This window comes from Pseudomonas sp. ASL4 (assembly GCF_056680395.1).
In genome coordinates, this window is the sequence record NZ_CM155280.1 from 1,220,259 (window position 1) to 1,242,473 (window position 22,215).

At 59.4% G+C, this 22,215-nt stretch carries 19 protein-coding genes, 1 pseudogene and 1 riboswitch; of the genes and pseudogenes, 9 read left to right on the plus strand and 11 right to left on the minus strand.

Translation table 11 applies throughout. From position 1 onward, the window contains the following. Nucleotides 1–30: 30 nt before the first annotated feature. Nucleotides 31–582: a cytochrome b gene (locus tag AC1MEW_RS05430; RefSeq protein WP_201256717.1), complete on the plus strand. Its 552-nt coding sequence runs from the start codon at nt 31–33 to the stop codon at nt 580–582. Between the two features lie 31 nt (nt 583–613). Next, entirely contained in the window at nt 614–1,207 is a 594-nt protein-coding gene (locus AC1MEW_RS05435; RefSeq protein ID WP_201198523.1) for a YceI family protein, read from the plus strand. 480 nt (nt 1,208–1,687) lie between these two features. Here AC1MEW_RS05435 and rhlE2 read toward each other — a convergent pair whose 3' ends face one another. The 4 genes from rhlE2 to ahcY form a co-directional block, all read right to left on the minus strand. Beyond that, on the minus strand, nt 1,688–3,577 hold the full coding sequence (gene rhlE2 / locus AC1MEW_RS05440) for an RNA helicase RhlE2 (RefSeq protein WP_201198519.1): 1,890 nt from the start codon (nt 3,575–3,577) through the stop codon (nt 1,688–1,690). Between the two features lie 222 nt (nt 3,578–3,799). Next, nucleotides 3,800–4,615 carry a substrate-binding periplasmic protein gene (locus AC1MEW_RS05445; RefSeq protein WP_322269866.1) on the minus strand — a complete coding sequence of 272 codons (816 nt, stop codon included), beginning with the start codon at nt 4,613–4,615 and terminating at the stop codon, nt 3,800–3,802. Nucleotides 4,616–4,807: 192 nt separating this feature from the next. After that, nucleotides 4,808–5,653 carry a methylenetetrahydrofolate reductase [NAD(P)H] gene (gene metF / locus AC1MEW_RS05450; protein WP_201198507.1) on the minus strand — a complete coding sequence of 282 codons (846 nt, stop codon included), beginning with the start codon at nt 5,651–5,653 and terminating at the stop codon, nt 4,808–4,810. A 159-nt stretch (nt 5,654–5,812) separates the two neighbouring features. Beyond that, nucleotides 5,813–7,222 (minus strand): adenosylhomocysteinase, encoded by a 1,410-nt coding sequence (ahcY, locus tag AC1MEW_RS05455; protein WP_133835625.1) that lies wholly within the window; start codon nt 7,220–7,222, stop codon nt 5,813–5,815. Between the two features lie 23 nt (nt 7,223–7,245). Next, nucleotides 7,246–7,344: riboswitch (S-adenosyl-L-homocysteine riboswitch) on the minus strand. 198 nt (nt 7,345–7,542) lie between these two features. On the opposite strand from ahcY, the gene AC1MEW_RS05460 reads away from it, so the two are divergent. Then, complete coding sequence (locus tag AC1MEW_RS05460; RefSeq protein WP_201198499.1) at nt 7,543–7,947, plus strand: acyl-CoA thioesterase; 405 nt, start codon at nt 7,543–7,545, stop codon at nt 7,945–7,947. Between the two features lie 181 nt (nt 7,948–8,128). Next, nucleotides 8,129–9,016 carry a formate/nitrite transporter family protein gene (locus AC1MEW_RS05465; protein WP_201256718.1) on the plus strand — a complete coding sequence of 296 codons (888 nt, stop codon included), beginning with the start codon at nt 8,129–8,131 and terminating at the stop codon, nt 9,014–9,016. Here the strand turns inward: AC1MEW_RS05465 and AC1MEW_RS05470 are convergent. Both AC1MEW_RS05470 and AC1MEW_RS05475 read right to left on the minus strand, forming a co-directional pair. Then, nucleotides 9,017–9,175 (minus strand): annotated as a pseudogene (locus AC1MEW_RS05470) (cation:proton antiporter); the annotation flags it as partial. It abuts the gene before it with no gap. Between the two features lie 201 nt (nt 9,176–9,376). After that, nucleotides 9,377–10,546, minus strand: coding sequence for an MFS transporter (locus tag AC1MEW_RS05475; RefSeq protein WP_323570433.1), 1,170 nt, complete (start codon nt 10,544–10,546; stop codon nt 9,377–9,379). Nucleotides 10,547–10,845: 299 nt separating this feature from the next. Here AC1MEW_RS05475 and AC1MEW_RS05480 point away from each other — a divergent pair, with 299 nt between their 5' ends. Both AC1MEW_RS05480 and AC1MEW_RS05485 read left to right on the plus strand, forming a co-directional pair. Continuing rightward, nucleotides 10,846–11,679: an EamA family transporter gene (locus AC1MEW_RS05480; protein WP_480425619.1), complete on the plus strand. Its 834-nt coding sequence runs from the start codon at nt 10,846–10,848 to the stop codon at nt 11,677–11,679. Between the two features lie 41 nt (nt 11,680–11,720). Continuing rightward, a complete protein-coding gene (locus tag AC1MEW_RS05485; protein ID WP_201256720.1) occupies nt 11,721–12,104 on the plus strand; it encodes an MAPEG family protein in 384 nt (127 codons plus the stop codon). Between the two features lie 128 nt (nt 12,105–12,232). Here the strand turns inward: AC1MEW_RS05485 and mltA are convergent, their stop codons facing one another. After that, a complete protein-coding gene (mltA, locus tag AC1MEW_RS05490; RefSeq protein ID WP_201198489.1) occupies nt 12,233–13,408 on the minus strand; it encodes a murein transglycosylase A in 1,176 nt (391 codons plus the stop codon). Between the two features lie 128 nt (nt 13,409–13,536). On the opposite strand from mltA, the gene AC1MEW_RS05495 reads away from it, so the two are divergent. Next, entirely contained in the window at nt 13,537–13,986 is a 450-nt protein-coding gene (locus tag AC1MEW_RS05495; protein WP_201198488.1) for a c-type cytochrome, read from the plus strand. Between the two features lie 177 nt (nt 13,987–14,163). On the opposite strand, the gene AC1MEW_RS05500 is transcribed toward AC1MEW_RS05495, so the two are convergent. From AC1MEW_RS05500 to AC1MEW_RS05515, 4 genes are all read right to left on the minus strand, one after another. Then, nucleotides 14,164–14,559 (minus strand): DUF1090 domain-containing protein, encoded by a 396-nt coding sequence (locus AC1MEW_RS05500; RefSeq protein ID WP_201198486.1) that lies wholly within the window; start codon nt 14,557–14,559, stop codon nt 14,164–14,166. A 99-nt stretch (nt 14,560–14,658) separates the two neighbouring features. Then, nucleotides 14,659–16,332 carry an NAD-dependent DNA ligase LigB gene (gene ligB, locus AC1MEW_RS05505; protein WP_480425622.1) on the minus strand — a complete coding sequence of 558 codons (1,674 nt, stop codon included), beginning with the start codon at nt 16,330–16,332 and terminating at the stop codon, nt 14,659–14,661. Nucleotides 16,333–16,530: 198 nt separating this feature from the next. Next, nucleotides 16,531–17,721 carry a methionine adenosyltransferase gene (gene metK / locus AC1MEW_RS05510; protein WP_123404278.1) on the minus strand — a complete coding sequence of 397 codons (1,191 nt, stop codon included), beginning with the start codon at nt 17,719–17,721 and terminating at the stop codon, nt 16,531–16,533. A gap of 18 nt (nt 17,722–17,739) precedes the next feature. Next, nucleotides 17,740–18,735, minus strand: a complete 996-nt coding sequence (locus AC1MEW_RS05515) for an ArsR/SmtB family transcription factor (protein ID WP_201198484.1) — start codon at nt 18,733–18,735, stop codon at nt 17,740–17,742. 260 nt (nt 18,736–18,995) lie between these two features. Here AC1MEW_RS05515 and tkt point away from each other — a divergent pair, with 260 nt between their 5' ends. Both tkt and epd read left to right on the plus strand, forming a co-directional pair. After that, nucleotides 18,996–20,993 (plus strand): transketolase, encoded by a 1,998-nt coding sequence (gene tkt / locus AC1MEW_RS05520; protein WP_201198477.1) that lies wholly within the window; start codon nt 18,996–18,998, stop codon nt 20,991–20,993. A gap of 151 nt (nt 20,994–21,144) precedes the next feature. After that, nucleotides 21,145–22,209 carry an erythrose-4-phosphate dehydrogenase gene (epd, locus tag AC1MEW_RS05525; protein ID WP_201198475.1) on the plus strand — a complete coding sequence of 355 codons (1,065 nt, stop codon included), beginning with the start codon at nt 21,145–21,147 and terminating at the stop codon, nt 22,207–22,209. Nucleotides 22,210–22,215: the final 6 nt, after the last annotated feature.

Genomic DNA, 22,215 nt, shown 5'->3' on the forward strand with positions numbered 1-22,215 from the left:
TCTTGGGCCAGAACTTACAGGGACTCGGCAATGCAACTACGAAACTCTACTTCTCGCTATGGCTGGGTCAGCATCTTCCTGCACTGGGGCATAGCGCTGGCAGTGTTCGGTATGTTCGCCCTGGGCCTGTGGATGGTCGATCTCGGCTACTACGACCCTTGGCGCAAGGCAGGCCCGGATATCCACAAGAGCATCGGTTTGCTGCTGCTGGGTTTCATGGTGTTGCGCGTGTTGTGGCGCTTCATCAGCCCACCGCCGCCAACCTTGACCAGCTACAGCCGCATGACGCGCCTCGGCGCCAAGCTTGGCCATGGTTTTCTGTACCTCTGTTTGTTCGCTGTGATGATTGCCGGTTACCTGATTTCCACCGCAGAAGGCGTCGGGATTCCGGTGTTTGACTGGTTTGAAGTACCTGCACTGGTTTCCGGACTACCGGACCAGGCAGATACCGCCGGTGCGATTCATCTGTATCTGGCGTGGGCACTGGTAATTTTTTCCGGTCTCCATGCGTTGGCAGCATTGAAGCACCACTTTATCGACCGTGATGTGACTCTGAAACGAATGCTCGGTCGCAAGGCCTGACATTCCACTTAGCCCCCTAGGAATACAAAACATGTTGAAAAAGACTCTCGCTGCTCTGGCAATTGGTTCTGCTCTGCTGTCCGCTAACGTAATGGCTGCTGACTATGTCGTCGACAAGACGGGTCAGCATGCTTTCGTCGACTTCAAGATCAGCCACCTGGGCTACAGCTACATCACCGGTACTTTCAAGGACATCGACGGCAAGTTCAGCTTTGACGCTGCCAAGCCAGAAGACAGCAAGATCGAGTTCAACGTGAACACCGCCAGCGTTTTCACCAACAATGCTGAGCGCGACAAGCACATCTCCAGCAAAGACTTCCTGGAAGTGAGCACCTTCGCCAAGGCCACGTTCGTCTCCACCAGCGTCAAATCCACCGGCAAAAACGCCGCTGGCAAAGATACTGCTGACGTAACCGGTGACTTGACCCTGCACGGCGTGACCAAGCCAATCGTGGTCAAAGCCACTTTCCTGGGTGAAGGCAAGGATCCATGGGGCGGCTACCGTGCCGGTTTCGAAGGCACCACCAGCATCAAACGCTCTGATTTCGGCAAGATGATGGACCTGGGTCCACAGTCCGACGCGGTTGATCTGTACATTACGTTTGAAGGTGTTAAAGCGAAGTAATGCTGAGACCGCAGGCTGCGATCTTTTAAGATCAAAAGATCGCAGGCTTCGCCAGCTCCTACAAAAGCTTTTCGCTGCGCCCACAAAAACGCCCCCGATCTCACGATCGGGGGCGTTTTTTATTGCCTGCCAAAATCTCCATGACCGCCGCAAACCCCCTGTGGGAGCGGGCTTGCTCGCGAATACGGTTGAGAATTCAACATTGATGTCGACTGACACGCCGCCTTCGCGAGCAAGCCCGCTCCCACATTTGATCCCTGTCGTACACAAAATCTGTGTTCACTGAAGATCCATTGTGGGAGCGAGCTTGCTCGCGATGGGGGATTAACATTCCACATCTCTACTGACTGTTTTAACGCTATCGCGAGCAAGCTCGCTTCCGCAGGGGGTCTCCGGTGGGTTGGGGATTTATGTTCATCCCGGAAAACAAAAATGCCCCGGATCTCGCGATCCGGGGCATTTTTTGTTTACTTCAAAAACTTAGCGATTGCGGGTCAGCAACGCTGGTTTCTCGCCGCGCGGACGGCCGGGCAGTTGATCCAGTTGCTCAGGAGTCGGGAAACGATCGGTTTTCGACTCTTTATGGATAATCTTCGGCGCCGGGCCACGCGGGTTCTGCACGGCCGGTTCCGAACGAGGTTGGTCGTCGGTACGGGCCGGGCGGCGGTTGCGGGACTCTTCGCGACGGGCCTGACCGTCACGTGGAGCGCCGTTGCGTGGGCCACTGCGCTTGGCCGGCGGTGTGCCGGTGGTTGCGCCGTCGCTGCTGCGCGGACCGCTTTGACGACCTTGTGGCTTGCCGCCGGTGCGTGGAGCACCTGCGCCGGCGCCAGCAGCGGCCGTGCCTTGTGCCGGAGCACTCGGACGACGACCACGACCCTGAGCCGGTTTGGCTTGAGGCACGTAGTCAACGCGGTTACCGAAGTTATCTACGTCATCGTCCAGGAACTCGTCCGGAGCACGATCAGCGGCGGCAGCGCGTGGTGCTGGACGCTGTTGTTCGCGAGCCGGGGTGCCTTCGCGTGGCTTGTGTTCACGGGCTGGGCGATCGCCACGGCCAGTGGCAGCAGGTTTTTCCTTGCCGCCCTTGTCCTTGCCTTTGTCTTTACGACCGCCGCCACCGCCAGTGCCGTTCGGGCCATCGCCGCGCGGGCCACGTGGGTTGCGCGGGTTACGCACATCCGGACGCTCGCGAACTTCAGGCTTTTCAGCTTCTACAGCGCTGGAGTCGAAGCCCATCAGGTTGCCGTCGGCAATCTTCTGCTTGGTCATGCGCTCGATGCTTTTCAGCAGCTTTTCTTCGTCCGGGGCAACCAGCGAGATCGCCTCGCCCGAACGACCGGCACGGCCAGTACGGCCGATACGGTGCACGTAGTCTTCGTCGACGTTCGGCAGTTCGAAGTTGACCACGTGTGGCAACTGGTCAATGTCGAGGCCACGAGCGGCGATGTCGGTCGCTACCAGGATGCGCACTTCACCGGCCTTGAAGTCGGCCAGGGCTTTGGTGCGAGCGTTCTGGCTCTTGTTACCGTGGATGGCGACGGCGCTGAGGCCGTGTTTGTCCAGGTACTCGGCCAGGCGGTTGGCGCCGTGCTTGGTGCGGGTGAAGACCAGAACCTGTTCCCAGGCGCCAGCAGTAATCAGGTGCGCCAGCAGCGAACGCTTGTGGCTGGCAGCCAGGCGGAATACGCGCTGTTCGATTCGCTCGACCGTGGTGTTCGGCGGCGTGACTTCGATGCGTTCCGGGTTGTGCAGCAACTTGCCGGCGAGGTCGGTGATGTCTTTGGAGAAGGTCGCCGAGAACAGCAGGTTCTGGCGTTTGCTCGGCAGACGGGCAAGGACCTTTTTCACGTCATGGACAAAGCCCATGTCGAGCATGCGGTCGGCTTCGTCCAGCACGAGGATTTCCACGTGGGACAAATCGACGCTGCCTTGGCCGGCGAGGTCGAGCAGGCGGCCAGGACAGGCCACCAGCACGTCAACACCGCGGGACATGGCCTGAACCTGTGGGTTCATGCCGACGCCGCCGAAGATGCAGGCGCTGACGAACTTCAGGTCACGGGCATAGACCTTGAAGCTCTCGTGTACTTGAGCCGCGAGTTCGCGGGTAGGGGTCAGGACCAGTACGCGTGGTTGGCGCGGGCCGTGACGCTGGGATTTGTCCGGGTGACCGTTAGGGAACAACCGCTCCAGAATCGGAAGGGCGAAGCCGCCGGTTTTACCAGTACCTGTCTGTGCCGCGACCATCAGGTCGCGACCTTGCAACACGGCGGGAATGGCCCGCTGTTGCACCGGAGTAGGCTCGGTATAGCCCGCTGCCTCGATGGCGCGGACTAAAGCCTCGGAGAGACCGAGGGAAGCAAAGGACATGAGTAATCCTGTTTTAGTTAGGGCTTGGCCCAATGGGAGTCTTGCCTGGCGCGAATGGCGTTTAAGAGGACGCAATCCCGTCCGGTCCTGCTGGGGCTTGAAGGCTCGTCTGGAGCGCTCGCGCGGGCTGAAAAGCTGCGCTGTAGCGGGGTCGAGATGCCTTGAACAAGTCCGAGCGTCCGGGCGTGAGCCTGGCGGGAAGGCCGGAGTATAACAGAGCAATCACTGCGCGCCGCTTTCCTGCTGCTCAACGGTTTTTGCGCGGGCGGCGCTGGCGCTTGTCGTTTGCACATCGGGGGCCGGGCTGGCGCCATAGTGAGCGCTCAGCTCAGCGTAGGCGGGTTCGCGCTTGAAGCGCTTGAGCTCGGCACCGAAACGCTGCACCAGCAAATCCATGCCGGCGTTGCGTCGTACCGCCAGGTATTGGCTCTGGTGGCTGATGACCGTGGGGTTCTCGGTGATCTGATCGCGGATGTTCAGCTCATCCAGCAAATGCTGGCCGACCCGCCTATCAGTGATCAACAGGTCGATGCGTCCGCGTATCAGTTTGCCGAAGTTGGCTTCGTGGGTCGGCGCCGGCTCGCGGGTAAACAGCGTCGAACCGCTGAAGTCCGGGCTATAGAGATAACCCGGCGAGGTGCCGATGGTCAGGCCTTTCAGGTCGTTGAGCGTGCTGAATGGGTGAGGATGCTCATTGGAGTAGAACATCACGAACTCGACTTCCGAGAGCGGTTCGCTGGGGTAGAGCAGGGTGGCGTCGCGTTCATCGCTGTGGAAGATGTCCAGCGCGCCGTCGGCCTGGCCGGTTTCGAGCATCGACAGGCAGCGCTTCCAGGGCAGGAACTGCCATTCCACTTCGATACCCAGGCGTTTGAAGACAATGGCGGTGGTTTCGTAGTCCAGGCCCAGGGATTTGCCGTTTTCCTCATACACGTACGGTGCCCACGGTTCCGTGACAATGCGCAATTTCTCGCCCCGAGCGGCAAAGCTCAGGCAAGTGAAAAGAAGCACGGTCATGAACTGCGCGATCAAAGGCATTGCTTGAGATTACGACGAGAAACCGGAAAGAGCCAGAAACTGGCCGCAGAAGCTCTAACTCAGTGTGTTGGCGCACAATAAAAGGGCGTTGAAAGCAAAAGATCGCAGCCTTCGGCAACCCCTAGATGGGATTGCGCTCATCCTGTAGGAGCTGCCGAAGGCTGCGATCTTTTGATCTTGCTTTAACGTCTTTTAACGCGGCAACTTCAGGTTATTCCACACCGCCAGGCTCGGTTCAGCCTGGTTCAGCGTGTAGAAATGCAACCCTGGAGCGCCGCCTTGCAGCAGGCGTTCGCACATCTCGGTGATGACTTGCTCACCAAAGCCTTGAATGCTCTGGGTGTCATCGCCGTAGGCTTCCAGTTGCTTGCGGATCCAGCGCGGGATTTCCGCACCGCAGGCATCGGAGAAGCGCGCGAGTTTGCTGTAGTTGGTGATCGGCATGATCCCCGGCACGATCGGGATGTTCACACCCGCTGCCCGTACACGCTCGACGAAGTAGAAGTAGCTGTCGGCGTTGAAGAAGTACTGGGTGATCGCACTGTCGGCGCCAGCGTTGGCCTTGCGCACGAAGTTGGCGATATCGTCTTCGAAATTGCGCGCTTGCGGATGCATTTCCGGGTAAGCGGCGACTTCGATGTGGAAATGATCGCCGGTCTCTTCACGAATGAATTCAACCAGGTCGTTGGCGTGGCGCAGTTCACCGCTGGCCATGCCCATGCCCGAAGGCAGGTCACCGCGCAGGGCAACGATACGGGTGATGCCGGCTGCCTTGTATTGCGTCAGCAGGCCACGCAGGTCGTCCTTGCTGTCGCCAACGCAAGACAAATGCGGCGCGGCAGGGACTTTGACTTCGCTTTCAAGCTGCAACACGGTGTTGATGGTGCGATCACGGGTCGAACCGCCAGCGCCATAGGTGCAGGAAAAGAAATCGGGGTTATAGGTCGCCAGTTGACGGGCAGTGGCGAGCAGTTTTTCATGCCCAGCATCGGTCTTGGTCGGGAAGAACTCGAAGCTGAAGCGACGATCTTGGGACATGGTCATATCCTTGGTAACAGGAACCTTCGAGGCTGCACTTTCCCATGTGGGAGCGAGCTTGCTCGCGATGGCAGAGTGTCAGGCAACATTTACATCGACTGACACGCCCTCATCGCGAGCAAGCTCGCTCCCACAGGGAGAGCGAACAATCAGCGCCTGTTAGTAGCGGTAAGCGTGCGGCTTGAACGGGCCTTCGACGGTCACGCCGATGTAGTCGGCCTGGGTCTTGGTCAGTTGAGTCACAACGCCGCCGAAACCGCGGACCATTTCCAGGGCCACTTCTTCGTCGAGCTTCTTCGGCAGCACTTCAACGGTCAGGCGCTCGGCTTTCTGGGCTGGCGACAGGTCGGCGTACTTTTGACCGAACAGGAAGATCTGAGCCAGAACCTGGTTGGCGAACGAACCGTCCATGATGCGGCTTGGGTGACCGGTGGCGTTACCCAGGTTTACCAGACGGCCTTCGGCCAGCAGGATCAGGTAGTCGTCATTCTGGGCGTCGAACGCGCCAGGACCGGTACGGTGGATCTTGTGAACCTGTGGCTTCACTTCTTCCCATGCCCAGTTCTTGCGCATGAAAGCGGTGTCGATTTCGTTGTCGAAGTGGCCGATGTTGCAGACAACTGCACGCTTCTTCAGGGCTTTGAGCATGTTCGAGTCGCAAACATTGACGTTACCAGTGGTGGTCACGATCAGGTCGATCTTGCCCAGCAGTGCTTTGTCGATGCTTGCTTCGGTGCCGTTGTTGATACCGTCGATGAACGGCGAAACCAGCTCGTAGCCGTCCATGCAGGCTTGCATGGCGCAGATCGGGTCGACTTCGGAGACTTTAACGATCATGCCTTCCTGACGCAGGGACTGAGCCGAGCCCTTGCCCACGTCACCGTAACCGATGACCAGCGCTTGCTTGCCGGACAACAGGTGGTCGGTACCGCGCTTGATCGCGTCGTTCAGGCTGTGACGGCAGCCGTACTTGTTGTCGTTCTTGCTCTTGGTCACCGAGTCGTTGACGTTGATGGCCGGGATTTTCAGCTCGCCCTTGGCCAGCATGTCCAGCAGGCGGTGAACGCCAGTGGTGGTTTCTTCGGTAACGCCGTGGACGCGGTCCAGGATTGCCGGGTACTTCTTGTGCAGCAACTCGGTCAGGTCGCCGCCGTCGTCGAGGATCATGTTGGCATCCCAAGGCGCGCCATCTTTCAGGATGGTTTGCTCAAGGCACCACTCGTACTCTTCTTCGGTCTCGCCTTTCCAGGCGTAAACCGCGATGCCGGCAGCGGCGATAGCAGCAGCGGCCTGGTCTTGAGTCGAGAAAATGTTGCAGGACGACCAACGTACTTCGGCACCCAGGGCAACCAGGGTTTCGATCAGCACGGCAGTCTGAATGGTCATGTGGATGCAGCCGAGAATCTTGGCGCCTTTGAGCGGCTGCTCACCGGCGTATTTGCGGCGCAGACCCATCAGGGCTGGCATTTCGGATTCGGCGATGATGGTTTCGCGACGACCCCAGGCAGCCAGGGACATGTCGGCCACTTTGTAATCGGTAAAATCTGCAGGCGTGATAACAGCGCTCATGATGAGCCTCCATTCGTAATGTATGCGAATGGGCGCCGTTGTGCGTTTAGTGTCTGGCCTGGGCCAGTCAACGCCCCATCCGAGCCTGACAGGTTTGACCTGCTGCAGCGCCCCTCGGACAGGTGGCGGGAAAACGGTATCAATGAAAAGTTACCGTTTTGAAACGGGGGCGATTATAGCGGGCTAATCTCATCTTCTAAAGCGTTTCTGTTGGTCAATGTCTGAACGGTAATCGGGACCATAGGCGATGCTTGATAGAGCTCTAGGTCGGGCTCTGCCATGATGGCGCCCATCATTCGGCAAGACGCTCAGGAGTGAACATGAATTTCCACACCCGCAAATGGGTAAAACCCGAAGACCTTAACCCTAACGGCACGCTGTTCGGCGGTAGTCTGTTGCGCTGGATCGACGAAGAAGCGGCGATCTACGCCATCGTCCAGCTGAGCAATCAGCGCGTGGTCACCAAGTACATTTCCGAAATCAACTTTGTCAGCGCCTCACGCCAGGGCGACATCATCGAATTGGGCATCACCGCCACCGAGTTCGGCCGCACCTCGATCACGTTGACCTGCGAAGTGCGCAACAAGATCACTCGCAAAAGCATCCTGACGGTGGAGAAGATGGTCTTCGTGAATCTGGGCGAAGACGGCTTGCCAGCGCCGCATGGCCGCACCGAGATCATGTACGTCAAAGACCAGTTCAAGGGTGATGGCATCAGCGAGTAATGCGAGCCCCGTAGGAGCGAAGCTTGCTCGCGAAGGCGTCATTTGCGTCACCCCCAAAACCGAGGTGAACCCTTCGCGGGCGAGCCTCGCTCCTACAGAAACGGTTTCGTTTCGGTGGACACTGAACAGCTCCGAACCCCGCGTGTCGTACCTAAATGACACGCCACGGTTGCGGAGCTCCATGGACACTCAAAAAGACGGCAAGACCCCGAACCTCTCGGCTGAAGAACAACACGAAGCCGACCGCAACCAGCCGCCTCGCGCGGCGGTGCTGCACGAAATCATCCGCACCCAAGGTGATCAGGAACTCGAGCGCAGTGTCGCCGCACTCTGGTGGTCAGCCCTCGCTGCCGGCCTGACCATGGGCCTGTCGCTAATGGCCGTGGGGCTGCTCAACTCCCGCCTGCCGGACGGTGACGGCTTCAAGGTGATCGCCAGTTTCGGCTACTGCGCCGGTTTCCTCGCGGTCATTCTGGCGCGCCAGCAACTGTTCACCGAAAACACCCTGACGGCGGTGCTGCCGATCATGACCAAACCCACACTAAACAATGTCGGTCGACTGCTGCGCCTCTGGAGCGTGGTGCTGTTCGGCAACCTGTGCGGTACGTTGTTGGTGGCTTACGTAATGTTGCACCTGCCGATTTTCGACTCCAAGACCGACCTGGCCTTCCTCGATATCGGTCGCAAGATCATGGAAAACAGCGCCAGCCAGATGTTTTCCAAAGGCATCATTTCCGGCTGGATGATCGCCACTATGGTCTGGATGATTCCGTCCATGGAAAGCGCCAAGATGTGGATCATCATCCTCATCACCTACCTGATGGCGCTGGGGGATTTCACCCACATCGTCGTTGGTTCGGCAGAAGTGTCGTATCTGGTGTTTGCCGGCGAGCTACCGTGGAAGGATTTCTGGCTGGTGTTTGCCGGGCCGACACTGGCGGGCAACATCATTGGCGGCAGCTTCATCTTTGCGCTGATCAGCCATGCGCAGATCCGCAGTGAAAGCGGCGCGCCGAAGAAGTCTGCGGATCAGGCCGCAGAGCCCGAACCGCAAAAGATCAAAAAATGATCAGTGATGCTCAGCCTGTGCCGTTGGCGCAGGCTCATCCTTGGTCACGTGCTTGACCAGTTTGCCGATGCTCAAACCCTGCAACAGGATCGACGACAGCACCACAATGTAGGTGATGCTCAAGATCAGATCGCGTTCCGGGCCCAGCGGTAAAGTTGTGCACGATGCGGGTCGTGCGATGGGTTGGATGGATTGCCACAGCCGTTGGACACAAAGACATTCCCCTGTGGCGAGGGAGCTTGCTCCCGCTCGGCTGCGCAGCAGTCGTAATGGATTGTTTTGTTGCACCGTGCGGGCAGGTTTTAGGGCTGCTTCGCACCCCAGCGGGAGCAAGCTCCCTCGCCACAAAGACTGAGGCGATCAGCCGGACACATTGACCGCCGCCGCGCCCCGGCGTTGCAGGTAGATGTAGAAAAGCGCCGTCAGCACCGTCAAGCCACTGACCAGCGCCCCCGTCCACGGCAAGTCCGCCAGGTCCGCGCCACTGGCAACCACCAGCCCGCCAATCCAAGCGCCGGCCGCGTTGCCGAGGTTGAATGCGCTTTGGTTCAACGTTGAGCCGAGATTTGGCGCCTCATGCGCCTGATCGATAATCAGCAATTGCAGAATCGGGCACAGGGCAAACGCAAATATGCCCCACAGCACCAACGTAATCGCCGCCGGAATTACCGAATGGCTGGTCTGACTAAACGCCGCCAACACCACCGCAACAGCCAAGGCCATACCCACCAGCGAAGGCAGCAAACGGCTGTCCGCCAACCGACCACCGAGCATACTGCCCGCCGTCAGGCCTACGCCGAACAACAGCAGCATGATGGTTATGCCGTGAGGGCTGACGCCGGTGATGTCTTGCAGGATCGGCGCGATGTAAGTGAACACGCTGAACAAACTGGTGGAGGCCAACACGCTCATGCCCAGAGCCAGCAGCACATTGACCTTGCCCAGCACCTTGAACTCGCTGGCTAGGTTGGCCTTCTCCATGGCGATGTCTTTCGGTAACCACACCCACTGGGCAATGGCGGCGATCACGCCAATCACCGACACCGCCCAGAACGTCGAGCGCCAACCGGCGTATTGCCCGAGCGCTGTACCCAATGGCACGCCGAGTACGTTGGCCAGGGTCAAACCGGTGAACATCATGGCAATTGCCTGAGCCCGTTTGTTTGGCGCCACCAAGCCTGCCGCGACCACCGAGCCGATGCCGAAAAATGCACCGTGGCACAACGCGGTGACCACCCGCGCGGCCATCAGCGTCGCGTAGTTCGGCGCCAGGGCGCAGAGGATGTTGCCGAGGATGAACATCAACGTCATCCCCAGCAGCGTAGCTTTGCGCGGCATGTTGGCGGTGCCGATCGCCAGGATCGGTGCGCCGAACACCACGCCCAGGGCGTAGCCGGTGATCAACAGGCCTGCGTGGGGAATGCTCACGGCGAGGTCGCGGGCGACATCGGGCAGCAAGCCCATGATGACGAATTCAGTGGTGCCGATGCCGAACGCGGCAACAGCGAGGGCAAGCAAGGCGAGTGGCATGCGCAAGGTCTCTGTCAGTAGTCTTGACGCTGTGATCAGGCATACGCATGCCGACGACCGTGCTCGATGAGCGCGGGCGGTGGCAAAAATTATTGGAATTAGTCTGTGCGCAACTGAGTGCGGCGTGGTCGCTTGCAGTATAAACAGCTGCGGACATATGGCGAATCAATTCTCCGGACCTTCCCCTGTAGGAGCTGCCGAAGGCTGCGATCTTTTGATGTTGGCTTTTTTAAGATCAAAAGATCGCAGCCTTCGGCAGCTCCTACGGGGTGGGTGGGGAACATAAAAAGGAGTAAGCCGTGCTTGCGACGGCGTTGGTATTGGTGGCGGCGCTGTTGCACGCGGCGTGGAATACCCTGATCAAATTCAGCGCCGAACGGTTGCTGGTAGTGGCTTGCATGGACTCGGTGGCGATGCTGTTTGTCGCGGTGATGTTGCCGTTCGTGAATCTGCCACCGATAGAAATCTGGCCGTGGATTCTGGCGTCGGCAGCGTTCGAGTTGCTCTATCGCTACTTGCTGATTCAGGCCTATCGGGTCGGTGACCTGGGGCTGGTCTATCCGCTGATGCGCGGTCTGTCACCACTGGTGGTGCTGGCGTTGACGCTGATCTTTGCCGGCGAAGTGCTGACGAATCAGCAGATCTTCGGCATTTTGCTGATCCCGTTCGGCATGCTGTGCCTGCTCTGGCAGGGTGGTGGCGGTGCGCGGCTGCCGTGGTCGATGCTGCCGGTGGTGGCGTTGATCGGCCTGTGTATCGGCTGCTACACCTTCATCGATGGCCAGGCGTTACGGCGCTGGTCTCATCCGCTGGACTATTTGGTCTGGGTCACGTTGCTCAGCGCCTGGCCGTTCCCGTTGCTGGCACTGGTGCGTAAGCGACCAGCGTTCATGCTGTTCTGGCGTGAACAGTGGCGACTGGGGTTGGCGGTCGGGTTCTGTGTGTTGTTCAGCTACGCTTTGGTGCTGTGGGCGATGCAACTGGGCTCGATTGCCGAAGCGGCGGCGCTGCGTGAGATCAGTGTGATTCTGGTGGTGCTGTTCGGCATGCGGTATCTGAAAGAACCTTTCGGCCGGCCACGGCTCTTAGCTTGCGGGTTGGTACTGATCGGCATGCTGGTGATGAAGTTTTGACTGGCCCCCGAATTTCTAAAAACTGAAGAAAGGACTGCTTTATGACGGTTGCTCTGTGGTGCGTGATGATTGCGATTTTCCTGCCCTATATCTGCACGGGCGTCGCCAAGGCCAGTGGCGGGTTCAATCTCAAAGACAACCATGATCCCCGGGACTTTCTCGAGTCGCTGAATGGTTTGGGCAGGCGTGCACATGCGGCGCAGTTGAATAGCTTCGAAGTGACACCGGCGTTTGCGGCGGCGGTGATCGTGGCGCATTTGGTGGGGACGGCGCAGTTGGTGACGGTCAACGTGCTGGCGGTGATGTTTATCACCAGTCGCCTGCTGTACATCATTTGCTACCTGGCGGATTGGGCGATCTTGCGGTCGCTGGTGTGGTTTGTGGGGATGGGGTTGATTGCCAGTTTCTTTTTTGTGTCGATCTGAGGCGTTTTAGCCAGAATCATCGGTGTCTGTCCTGGCCTCATCGCGAGCAGGCTCGCTCCCACATTGGAATGCATTTCCCTGTGGGAGCGAGCTTGCTCGCGATAGCTATCTAACTGCCAATAGATGGCTCAAGGTTTCACCGCATCAGCCACCTGCGGCACTTGCGGTAATGCTGCGCCTTTTGGCCACAACATCCAGATCTGCCCTTGCTGTTTCATGTCCCCGGCCAGTTGCCCGGCCGCCTCGCCTGTGCCCCAGAACAAGTCCGCGCGAACCTCGCCAGCAATCGCACCGCCGGTATCTTGAGCTGCCACCGGGCGTACCAGTGCGGTGCCGTCCGGTTTAGTGGTCGATAACCACAACAGACTGCCCAGCGGAATCACCTTGCGATCCACCGCTGCGCTGTAACCCGCAGTCAGTGGCACGTTCAGCGAGCCACGCGGGCCTTCATTGCTGTCTGGATTACGGGTGAAAAACACGTAGCTCGGGTTGCTGCCCAGCAGTTGCGGAATACGAGACGGGTTCGCTTTAGCCCAAGTGCTGATAGCGCCCATGGTCACGTCTTCTTTCTTCAGTTCACCCTGATCCACCAGCCAGCGGCCGATCGGTCGATAGGGGTGGCCGTTCTGGTCTGCATAGGCGATGCGCAATTGGCGGCCGTCGTCGAGCTGGATACGCCCGGAACCCTGGATTTGCAGGAATTGCAGGTTCATCGGGTCGGTCAGCCAGGCAACGACTGGTGCCTTGACCCCTTTGCTCTCGATGGTGGCGGCGTCGTCATACGGCTTGAGCACGCGACCTTCGAGCCGTCCGCGCAGGCGTTTGCCCTTGAGTTCCGGGTAAATGCTGTCCAGGGACACAATGATCATGTCGTCGGGCACGCCGTACACCGGGATGTTTGCCACTTCAGTCTGGGTCAGGCTGCCGGGGTACACGGGCTCGTAATAGCCGGTGATCAGGCCGTTGGGATTGTCATTGGCGGCACGCAGGCCGTAGACCTCCAGGTTCTGCTTGAGGAAGCCACGAATGTCATCGGCGGTTTGCGGCACGGTCGCGGATGCCGCGCAGGTCGAGCCCCAGACCGGGTCGGCCTTGAGTCGGGTGCAGGCGCTGCGCCAGGAGCCGAAGCCGGCCACCAGGTCGTTGTCTGACACGGCCGGTAGCGCATCCCAAGTGGCGCTGGTGTAAGTGGCCAGCGCGTGGGTTTTCGGCTTGTTGTCGCCCCCGGTGCAGCCTGCGAGCACGGCCACCATCGGAAGGGTCCAGGCCAGGCAATGTTGCCAGGCCTTGAAACGGCTGTTCATGGAGTAATTCCTTTGACGGTTGCCTGAGTGCTCCATGCGCTCAAACAACCCTTATTGATAATAGGGCTATTGGTCTTTAACGATGACGCGAGGATACTGGCCGCCGTTCCCCGTGACCTGAAGCCACCATGACTCTTAAAAGACTTTCTGTTGTATTGCTGGCCTGCCTGACCCTGTCCGCTTGCGGCGGTGTTGACCCGAACTCGCCGTTGGGTCAGCGCAAGGCGATTTTCAAGCAAATGCTCAAGACCGGCGAAGACCTGGGTGGCATGTTGCGTGGGCGCATTCCGTTCGACGGGCCGAAATTTGCCGATGGTGCGGTGAAACTTGATTCGCTGTCCCACGAACCGTGGAAGCATTTCCCGCAGGTGCGCGAAGAAGATCACACCAGCGCCAAGGACAATGTGTGGCAGCAGCAGGCACGCTTCCAGGAAATGGCCCGCAACCTTGAAGGCGCCACCGGTGAATTGGTGGTTGCCAGCAAGGTTCAGCCTTACCAGGCGAGCAATCTTGGGCCGGCAGTGCAGAAAGTCGAAGATGCCTGTAGTGCATGCCATAAACAGTTTCGGGATCATTGATCTAGCGGTGTGTATTCCCTGTGGCGAGGGGGCTTGCCCCCGTTCGGCTGCGAAGCAGTCGTCAATTCGGCCCGCGCGGTCTATCTGATTATCCGCGTCTGCTGATTTTGGGGCCGCTTCGCGACCCAGCGGGGGCAAGCCCCCTCGCCACAAAAGCTCCCTGGCGCAGCCGGAAACTTACTTATCCAATTCGTCCAACGCATCCTGCAATTCCTTGCGGGAATCGGCGAGTTTGTCTTTGCGTTTGTTGATCTTGTCGGCATCGCCTTTTTTCATGGCCTTGTCGAGATCAGCCTGACGCGTGCTGACTTCATGCTTGGCGTCGAGCACCTTGTTTTCGCGTTCCTTCTTCAGGGAGGCGTCGGTGCAGTGGGCGGTGACTTCGCTCAGGGCGGTCTCCAGGCCGGCTTGCTGATCGGCATTGCCGCGGCTTTTGGCCTGTTCGATCTGGTTGACGATGCCCTGTTTCTTGGCCGCGCAGCCGGTCAGTTCCGGGATTTCTTCAGCAGCCATCAGTGGAGCGGCCAGCACGCTGCAAAGGGTCAACAGGGCGAGCGGTGAAAGAAATTTCATAAAAGCTCCATGCGAAGAGGCAATCGGGTCGATGTGGCAATGGGCTGTTTGAGCGCAGCGCCACCATTGGGTTCCCAGGCTGACAGGCATTGTTGGTCGCTAAAAACCGTCAATCCCCGCAATGCGTAACGTTTCACTCAAGGCCAGGACCTGCGGATCGCGGAAAAACGCGCTCAATTTCGCTGCACGTCCCGGGCCGATGCCTGCCTCGGCCTGCCATTGTTCGTTGCTGCGTTGCGCCAGTGCCTGCCATGAATCGGCGAGCTGTGCCTGGCCCGTCGGTGGCAAGCCCAGGGCTTTGAGCCAGCGAGCGAAGGGCTGTTGCCGTGCACTTTCAAAACTGTTTAGAAGACGAGCACTGCTGCGTTCGCCGAAGCCGGCAATGTTAGCAAGCTCTTGAGCATCGAGGGTCAACCAATCCAGCAGGCTGTTGAGGCGGCCTGTTTCGAGAAGTTTCTCCCAGGTGCCGGGACCGACATGGGGCAGGGCCAGCCCCTGCTTGCCGCTGAGCCAGGTAAGCCGCGCGAGGAATTGACTCTCGCACCCTGGCGTCGGCTGCCAGCAGCTCAATGGATGAAAGTCCGACGCCAACGGTGCGTTCACTTCAGGGCGTTCAGTGCTGCGCAGCACCACGCCGTCGAGCCTGGGAATGGTCAGGCCCGCGAGGCTGATGGCCACCTGATCGCCGGGGCGAATGTCCAATTGTTCCCAGCGTTGCAGCGAACTGACACTCACACGCTTGACCTGCCGGTCATCGAGCTTCACCGGCGAAAGCTCCAGTACCGGCGTGATCCGCCCGGTCCGGCCGATCTTGAAGTTGACCTTGCGAACCTCGGCCAGCGCCTGGGCAAAGGGGTACTTCCAGGCGACGCTCCAATAAGGTGGTCGGGGCTGCCAGCGCTCGGCGGGTGGGCGATGGCTCTGGCGCAGGACAACGCCGTCGCTGGCAAAGGGCAGTGGCGAGCGATACCAGTGATCGCGCCAGCGCTGCGCATCGGCAAATGTGCTGATCGGTTGGCTGTAGGGTTTGGTGATCGTAAAACCCAACTCATCCAGTGCTGTTACCCGGGCCGGCAGGCTTGCCGGACCTTGTGGCCAGTCCCAGACAAACAACCCGATCCCGGCAGCTTGCTCGGCACTCAGTGACTTGCGCGCCATCAGCCCGGCCACAGTGGCGCGGGCATTGAGGCTGCCGTCCCTGGCTTGTACGTGATCGGTCAGGCGCCAATAGAGTTCGCCTTGCAGCAACATATCCAGCGGTTGCGTGAGTTGTTGGGGGATATCGGCGATCTGGCGCACCGAGGCGGTCCAGTCTTGGCCGTTTATTCCGTCGCCGCGACTGATCGCCTGATGCAGCTGGCCGTTGCGGTAAATCAGTGACACCGCCACGCCATCGACCTTGGGTTGAATCCAGATGTCCTTGCGGTCGCGAACCCAGGCTGCGACGGCACGTTCGTCGTGCAGTTTTTCCAGGCCGGTGTGGGCAATCGGGTGAGGTACCTTGCCGGCCGCCGTTCGTAGCGGTTGGGCAGAGTGGGCGAGGTTGAAGCACTGGCGCCAATGCGTCAGCCGGGCCCGGGACTGGTCGTAGAGTTCGTCGGCAACCAGTGAGCGGCCGTCACGGTGGTAGCTCTCGTCCCAGAGGTCGATTTTCTGTTGCAGGGCGGTGATTTCGGCCTGTGCGCGGGTGGGTGCCCAGTCGGGGCAGTCAGTGGCGTTGGCGGTGAGGGATATGAGTAGAAGGGCGAAAAACAGGCGCAGGTTGGGGAGCATCTTGAGCGTCCTTGCTCATTGGGATGCTTGAAGGCTAGGTCAATATTGAGAGGTGCAAAGGGTGGGTGTTTTGCAGGATGTGGCTGGGTGACCTCGCTGGCCTCTTCGCGAGCAAGCCCGCTCCCACAGTTGATCGCGTTCCAATAAAAAGCCCCGCACGGCGAACCGTGCGGGGCTTTTGGTACCGCCAGGAAAGTCTTACAGGCCGGCAGCCAGACGCAAATCGTCGGCGCGGTCGGTTTTTTCCCAGGTGAAGGTTGTGAAAGTATCTTCGCCAACAGTCTTGGTTTGCGGAGTGCGACCGAAGTGGCCGTACGCTGCAGTTTCCTGGTACATCGGGTGCAGCAGGTCGAGCATGGTGGTGATTGCGTATGGACGCAGGTCGAACACTTCGCGAACCAGTTTGACGATTTTGTCGTCGCTGATTTTGCCGGTGCCGAAGGTGTTCAACGAGATCGACGTAGGCTGAGCAACACCGATTGCGTAGGAAACCTGAATCTCGCAACGCTCGGCCAAGCCGGCCGCAACGATGTTCTTGGCCACGTAACGACCGGCGTAGGCCGCCGAACGGTCAACCTTCGATGGATCTTTACCGGAGAACGCGCCGCCGCCGTGGCGAGCCATGCCGCCGTAGCTGTCGACGATGATCTTGCGACCGGTCAGACCGCAGTCGCCAACCGGGCCACCGATGATGAACTGGCCAGTCGGGTTGATGTGGAACTGGGTGTCCTTGGACAGCAATTCGGCAGGCAGCACGTGCTTGACGATCAGCTCCATCACGCCTTCGCGCAGGTCTTTGTACGACACTTCAGGGTTGTGCTGGGTCGACAGAACAACCGCGTCGATACCGACAACCTTGCCGCCTTCGTAACGGCAAGTCACTTGCGACTTGGCGTCCGGGCGCAGCCAAGGCAGCAGGCCGGATTTACGGGCTTCGGCCTGGCGCTGAACCAACTGGTGCGAGAAAGTGATCGGTGCTGGCATCAGCACGTCGGTTTCGTTGCTGGCGTAGCCGAACATCAGGCCCTGGTCGCCGGCACCCTGATCTTCAGGCTTGGCACGGTCAACACCCTGGTTGATGTCAGGGGACTGCTTGCCGATGATGTTCATCACGCCGCAGGTCGCGCCGTCGAAGCCGACGTCGGAGCTGTTGTAGCCGATATCGAGAATCACGTTACGGACGATGTCTTCCAGGTCGACCCAGGCCGACGTGGTGACTTCACCTGCGATGATGGCAACGCCGGTTTTGACCATGGTTTCGCACGCAACGCGGGCGAACTTGTCTTCAGCAATGATGGCGTCCAGCACTGCATCGGAAATCTGGTCGGCGATTTTATCCGGATGCCCTTCAGACACGGACTCGGAGGTGAAGAGGGAGTATTCGCTCATCTCGATGTTTTCCTGAATTTACCGATGGTGAGTGTCGCCAGCCGGTCGCTGAAAATGGCGGACCTGGATCTGGAAACCATTGCGTAAGCCTACATAGAGGCTTTCCCCGGGAACGAGTCCCGCAGCGGTGGCCCAACGGGCCAAATCGTCCTGTTCAAACCCCAACCACAGATCACCGCAGGCCTCCCTGGCCCAACTCTGGTTGTGGCTACATAACTCTGTCACTAACAGGCTACCGCCTGGTTGCAGCAAACCGGCCATGTGCTTTAGTGCTTCGGCAGGTGCGGCGAAATGGTGAAGCACCATGTTCAGTACAACGCAATCGGCGGTAAGGCTTACACCGTTCAGTGCATCGGCCAATTGCAGGCTGACATTAGTCAGCGTTTCACGTTCGCAGACCTGGCGCGCCAGTTCGAGCATCGCCGCGCTGTTGTCCAGCGCGGTCACCTGGGTGAAGCGGCGCGCCAGTTCCGGCAGAAAACCGCCGTCGCCAGGGCCAACTTCAATGGCGGTGGCGCCTTCACTGAAACTCAGCTTGTCGAGCAACGCCACCACGCTTTCGCGGTACTGCGGCAGGCCGGCGATCAAGTCTTGCTGGGCGCGAAACTTCTCCGCTACCCGTGAGAAAAAGTCCTGGCTGGCCGCCGCCCGTTGCCCATGGACCTGACCGATCCGCGACTGCACATCGGCCGGCAGGGTCAGGTTATCCACTTCTTCCAGCAAGGCTGCGTGCAGCTTGCCGCCCAGCAGGTCGGTGTGGGGCAGGGCGCGACGGTAGAAAATCGCGTTGCCTTCACGGCGGGTCGCCACCAGTTCAGCCTGGGCCAACACCTTGAGGTGGTGACTCATGCCGGATTGCCCCATGCCGAAGATCTGCGCCAGCTCCAGCACGCCAAACGAATCGTTGGCCAGCGCGCGCAATACATTCAGCCGCAGAGGATCGCCGCCAGCCTTGCACAGGGCCGCCAGCTCATCGCAATCGTCATGTTGAATGGAAGGCACACGTAAATTCATAAGGCCAGCAGTCTAGTGACGGTCAGAAAACCCTGCAAGAGCAATATCAAAAAGTTTTGATATTGCTCGATGGATGGCACTTCTCGGGCAAAGGGACCTCCTACAAAACGTGTGCGGAAAGGTTTCACCAGGCGAATGCGACTTTATCCACCGGAAAAACACCTCCAGATGACTATCTGTCATTGCCCCGAGGCGGGTGGGTGAGGGAAAATGCTCGCCTTTTTTCCGTTTCAATTTATTCAAACCCCAGGAGATCAGCGATGCCAAGCCGTCGTGAGCGTGCCAACGCCATTCGTGCCCTCAGCATGGATGCCGTGCAAAAAGCCAACAGCGGCCATCCCGGTGCCCCTATGGGTATGGCGGATATCGCCGAAGTACTTTGGCGTGACTACCTGAAGCACAACCCGAGCAATCCATCGTTCGCTGACCGTGACCGCTTCGTGATGTCCAACGGTCATGGTTCGATGCTGGTCTACTCGTTGCTGCACCTGACCGGCTACGACCTGTCGATCGATGACCTGAAAAACTTCCGCCAACTGCACAGCCGTACCCCGGGCCACCCGGAATTCGGCTACACCCCGGGCGTTGAAACCACCACTGGTCCACTGGGCCAAGGCCTGGCCAACGGCGTAGGTTTTGCCCTGGCAGAAAAAGTCATGGCGGCGCAGTTCAACCGTCCTGGCCACAACATCGTTGATCACCACACCTACGTGTTCCTGGGTGATGGCTGCATGATGGAAGGTATTTCCCACGAAGTCGGCTCCCTGGCCGGTACGTTGGGCCTGGGTAAACTGATTGCTTTCTACGATGACAACGGCATCTCCATCGACGGCGAAGTCGAAGGCTGGTTCACCGATGACACGCCGAAACGTTTCGAAGCCTACAACTGGCAGGTGATCCGCAACGTCGACGGTCACGACCCGGAAGAGATCAAGACTGCGATCGAAACCGCTCGTAAAAGCGCTCAGCCAACGCTGATCTGCTGCAAGACCACCATCGGTTTCGGTTCGCCGAACAAGCAAGGTAAAGAAGACTGCCACGGCGCCCCGTTGGGTGACGCGGAAATCGCTCTGACCCGCAAGGCGCTGAACTGGAACTACGCACCGTTCGAAATCCCGGCTGACATTTATGCCGAGTGGGACGCCAAGGAAGCTGGTCGCGCGACCGAAGCCGAGTGGGATCAGCGTTTCGCTGCTTACTCCGCTGCTTTCCCTGAGCTGGCCAACGAACTGGTTCGTCGTCTGAGCGGCGAACTGCCGGCTGACTTCGCTGAAAAAGCGTCTGCTTACATCGCTGAAGTCGCGGCCAAAGGCGAAACCATCGCCAGCCGTAAAGCCAGCCAGAACGCACTGAATGCCTACGGCCCGCTGTTGCCTGAACTGCTGGGCGGCTCCGCTGACCTGGCCGGTTCCAACCTGACCCTGTGGAAAGGTTGCAAAGGTGTCTCGGCTGAAGACGCCAGCGGCAACTACATGTACTACGGCGTTCGCGAGTTCGGCATGAGCGCGATCATGAACGGCGTGTCCCTGCACGGCGGTCTTGTGCCTTACGGCGCAACGTTCCTGATGTTCATGGAATACGCGCGCAACGCGGTACGCATGGCCTCGCTGATGAAGAAACGCGTGGTGTTCGTCTACACCCACGACTCCATCGGTCTGGGCGAAGACGGCCCGACTCACCAGCCAGTCGAGCAACTGACCAGCCTGCGCAGCACCCCGAACCTCGACACCTGGCGTCCAGCCGATGCCGTTGAATCGGCGGTTTGCTGGAAACTGGCTCTGGAACGCAAGGACGGCCCTTCGGCGCTGATCTTCTCGCGTCAGAACCTGCAGCACCAAACCCGTGATGCCGGCCAGATCGCCGACATCGCCCGTGGCGGTTATGTGTTGAAGGACTGTGCAGGCGAGCCTGAGCTGATCCTGATCTCCACCGGTTCCGAAGTGGGCCTGACGGTTCAGGCTTACGACAAGCTGACCGAGCAAGGTCGCAAGGTGCGTGTTGTTTCGATGCCGTGCACCAGCGTGTTCGATGCTCAGGATGCAGGCTACAAGCAAGCAGTCCTGCCGTTGCAAGTCAGCGCCCGTATCGCCATCGAAGCCGCTCACGCGGACTACTGGTACAAATACGTGGGCCTGGAAGGTCGCGTGATCGGCATGACCACCTACGGCGAGTCGGCGCCTGCGCCAGCCTTGTTCGAAGAGTTCGGCTTCACCCTGGAAAACATCCTGGGTCAGGCTGAAGAGCTGCTGGAAGACTAAGTCCGACAGTTGTGTTGTCCGGGCTGACGCCATCGCGAGCAGGCTCGCTCCCACATTGGAATACATTTCCCTGTGGGAGCGAGCTTGCTCGCGATGGCGTTGGTCCAATCACCACAACACTGACGGATTCACCACGGTAATCGAGAACCCCATGCCTCAACCGCGTCCTTACAAAGTTGCACTCAACGGCTACGGCCGGATTGGTCGTTGCGTCTTGCGTGCGTTGTTTGAGCGAGGCTCGACGGCTGGGTTTGAAATTGTCGCGATCAACGATCTGGCTGACATGGCCAGCATCGAATACCTGACACGCTTCGACTCTACTCACGGGCGTTTCCCCGGTGAAGTGCGGGTTGAGGGCGATTGTCTGCATATTCAAGGCAACTGCGTGAAGGTCCTGCGCAGTGCTATCCCCGAAGGCATCGATTGGGCGTCCCTGGGCGTCGATCTGGTGCTGGAGTGCTCCGGCGCTTACCACACCCGTGAAGACGGCCAGCGTTTCCTTGACGCCGGCGCCCCACGCGTGCTGTTTTCCCAGCCGATGGCCAGCGAAGCAGATGTCGACGCCACCATCGTCTACGGCGTGAACCAGGATTGCCTGACCGGCGACGAACTGCTGGTGTCCAACGCGTCCTGTACTACCAACTGCGGCGTGCCGCTGTTGCGCCTGCTGGATCAGGCCATTGGCCTGGAATACGTGTCGATCACCACCATCCACTCGGCGATGAACGATCAGCCGGTGATCGACGCCTATCACCACGAAGACCTGCGCCGGACCCGTTCGGCGTTCCAGTCGGTGATCCCGGTGTCCACTGGTCTGGCGCGCGGCATCGAACGCCTGCTGCCGGAACTTGCCGGGCGAATTCAGGCCAAAGCCGTACGGGTGCCGACGGTGAACGTGTCTTGCCTCGACATAACGATGCAGACCGTGAGCGACACCGATGCCACCGAGGTCAACCGGATTCTGCGTGAGGCCGCCACCAGCGGCCCGCTCAAAGGCCTGCTGGCCTACACCGAGTTGCCTCACGCCAGTTGTGATTTCAACCATGACCCACATTCGGCCATCGTCGATGCCAGTCAGACCCGTGTTTCCGGCCCACGGCTGGTGAACATCCTGGCCTGGTTCGACAACGAATGGGGGTTTGCCAACCGAATGCTGGACGTTGCAGAACACTATCTGCAAACAGCTACTTCAAAACCAGCTACTTCAAAACAGTAACTCAGG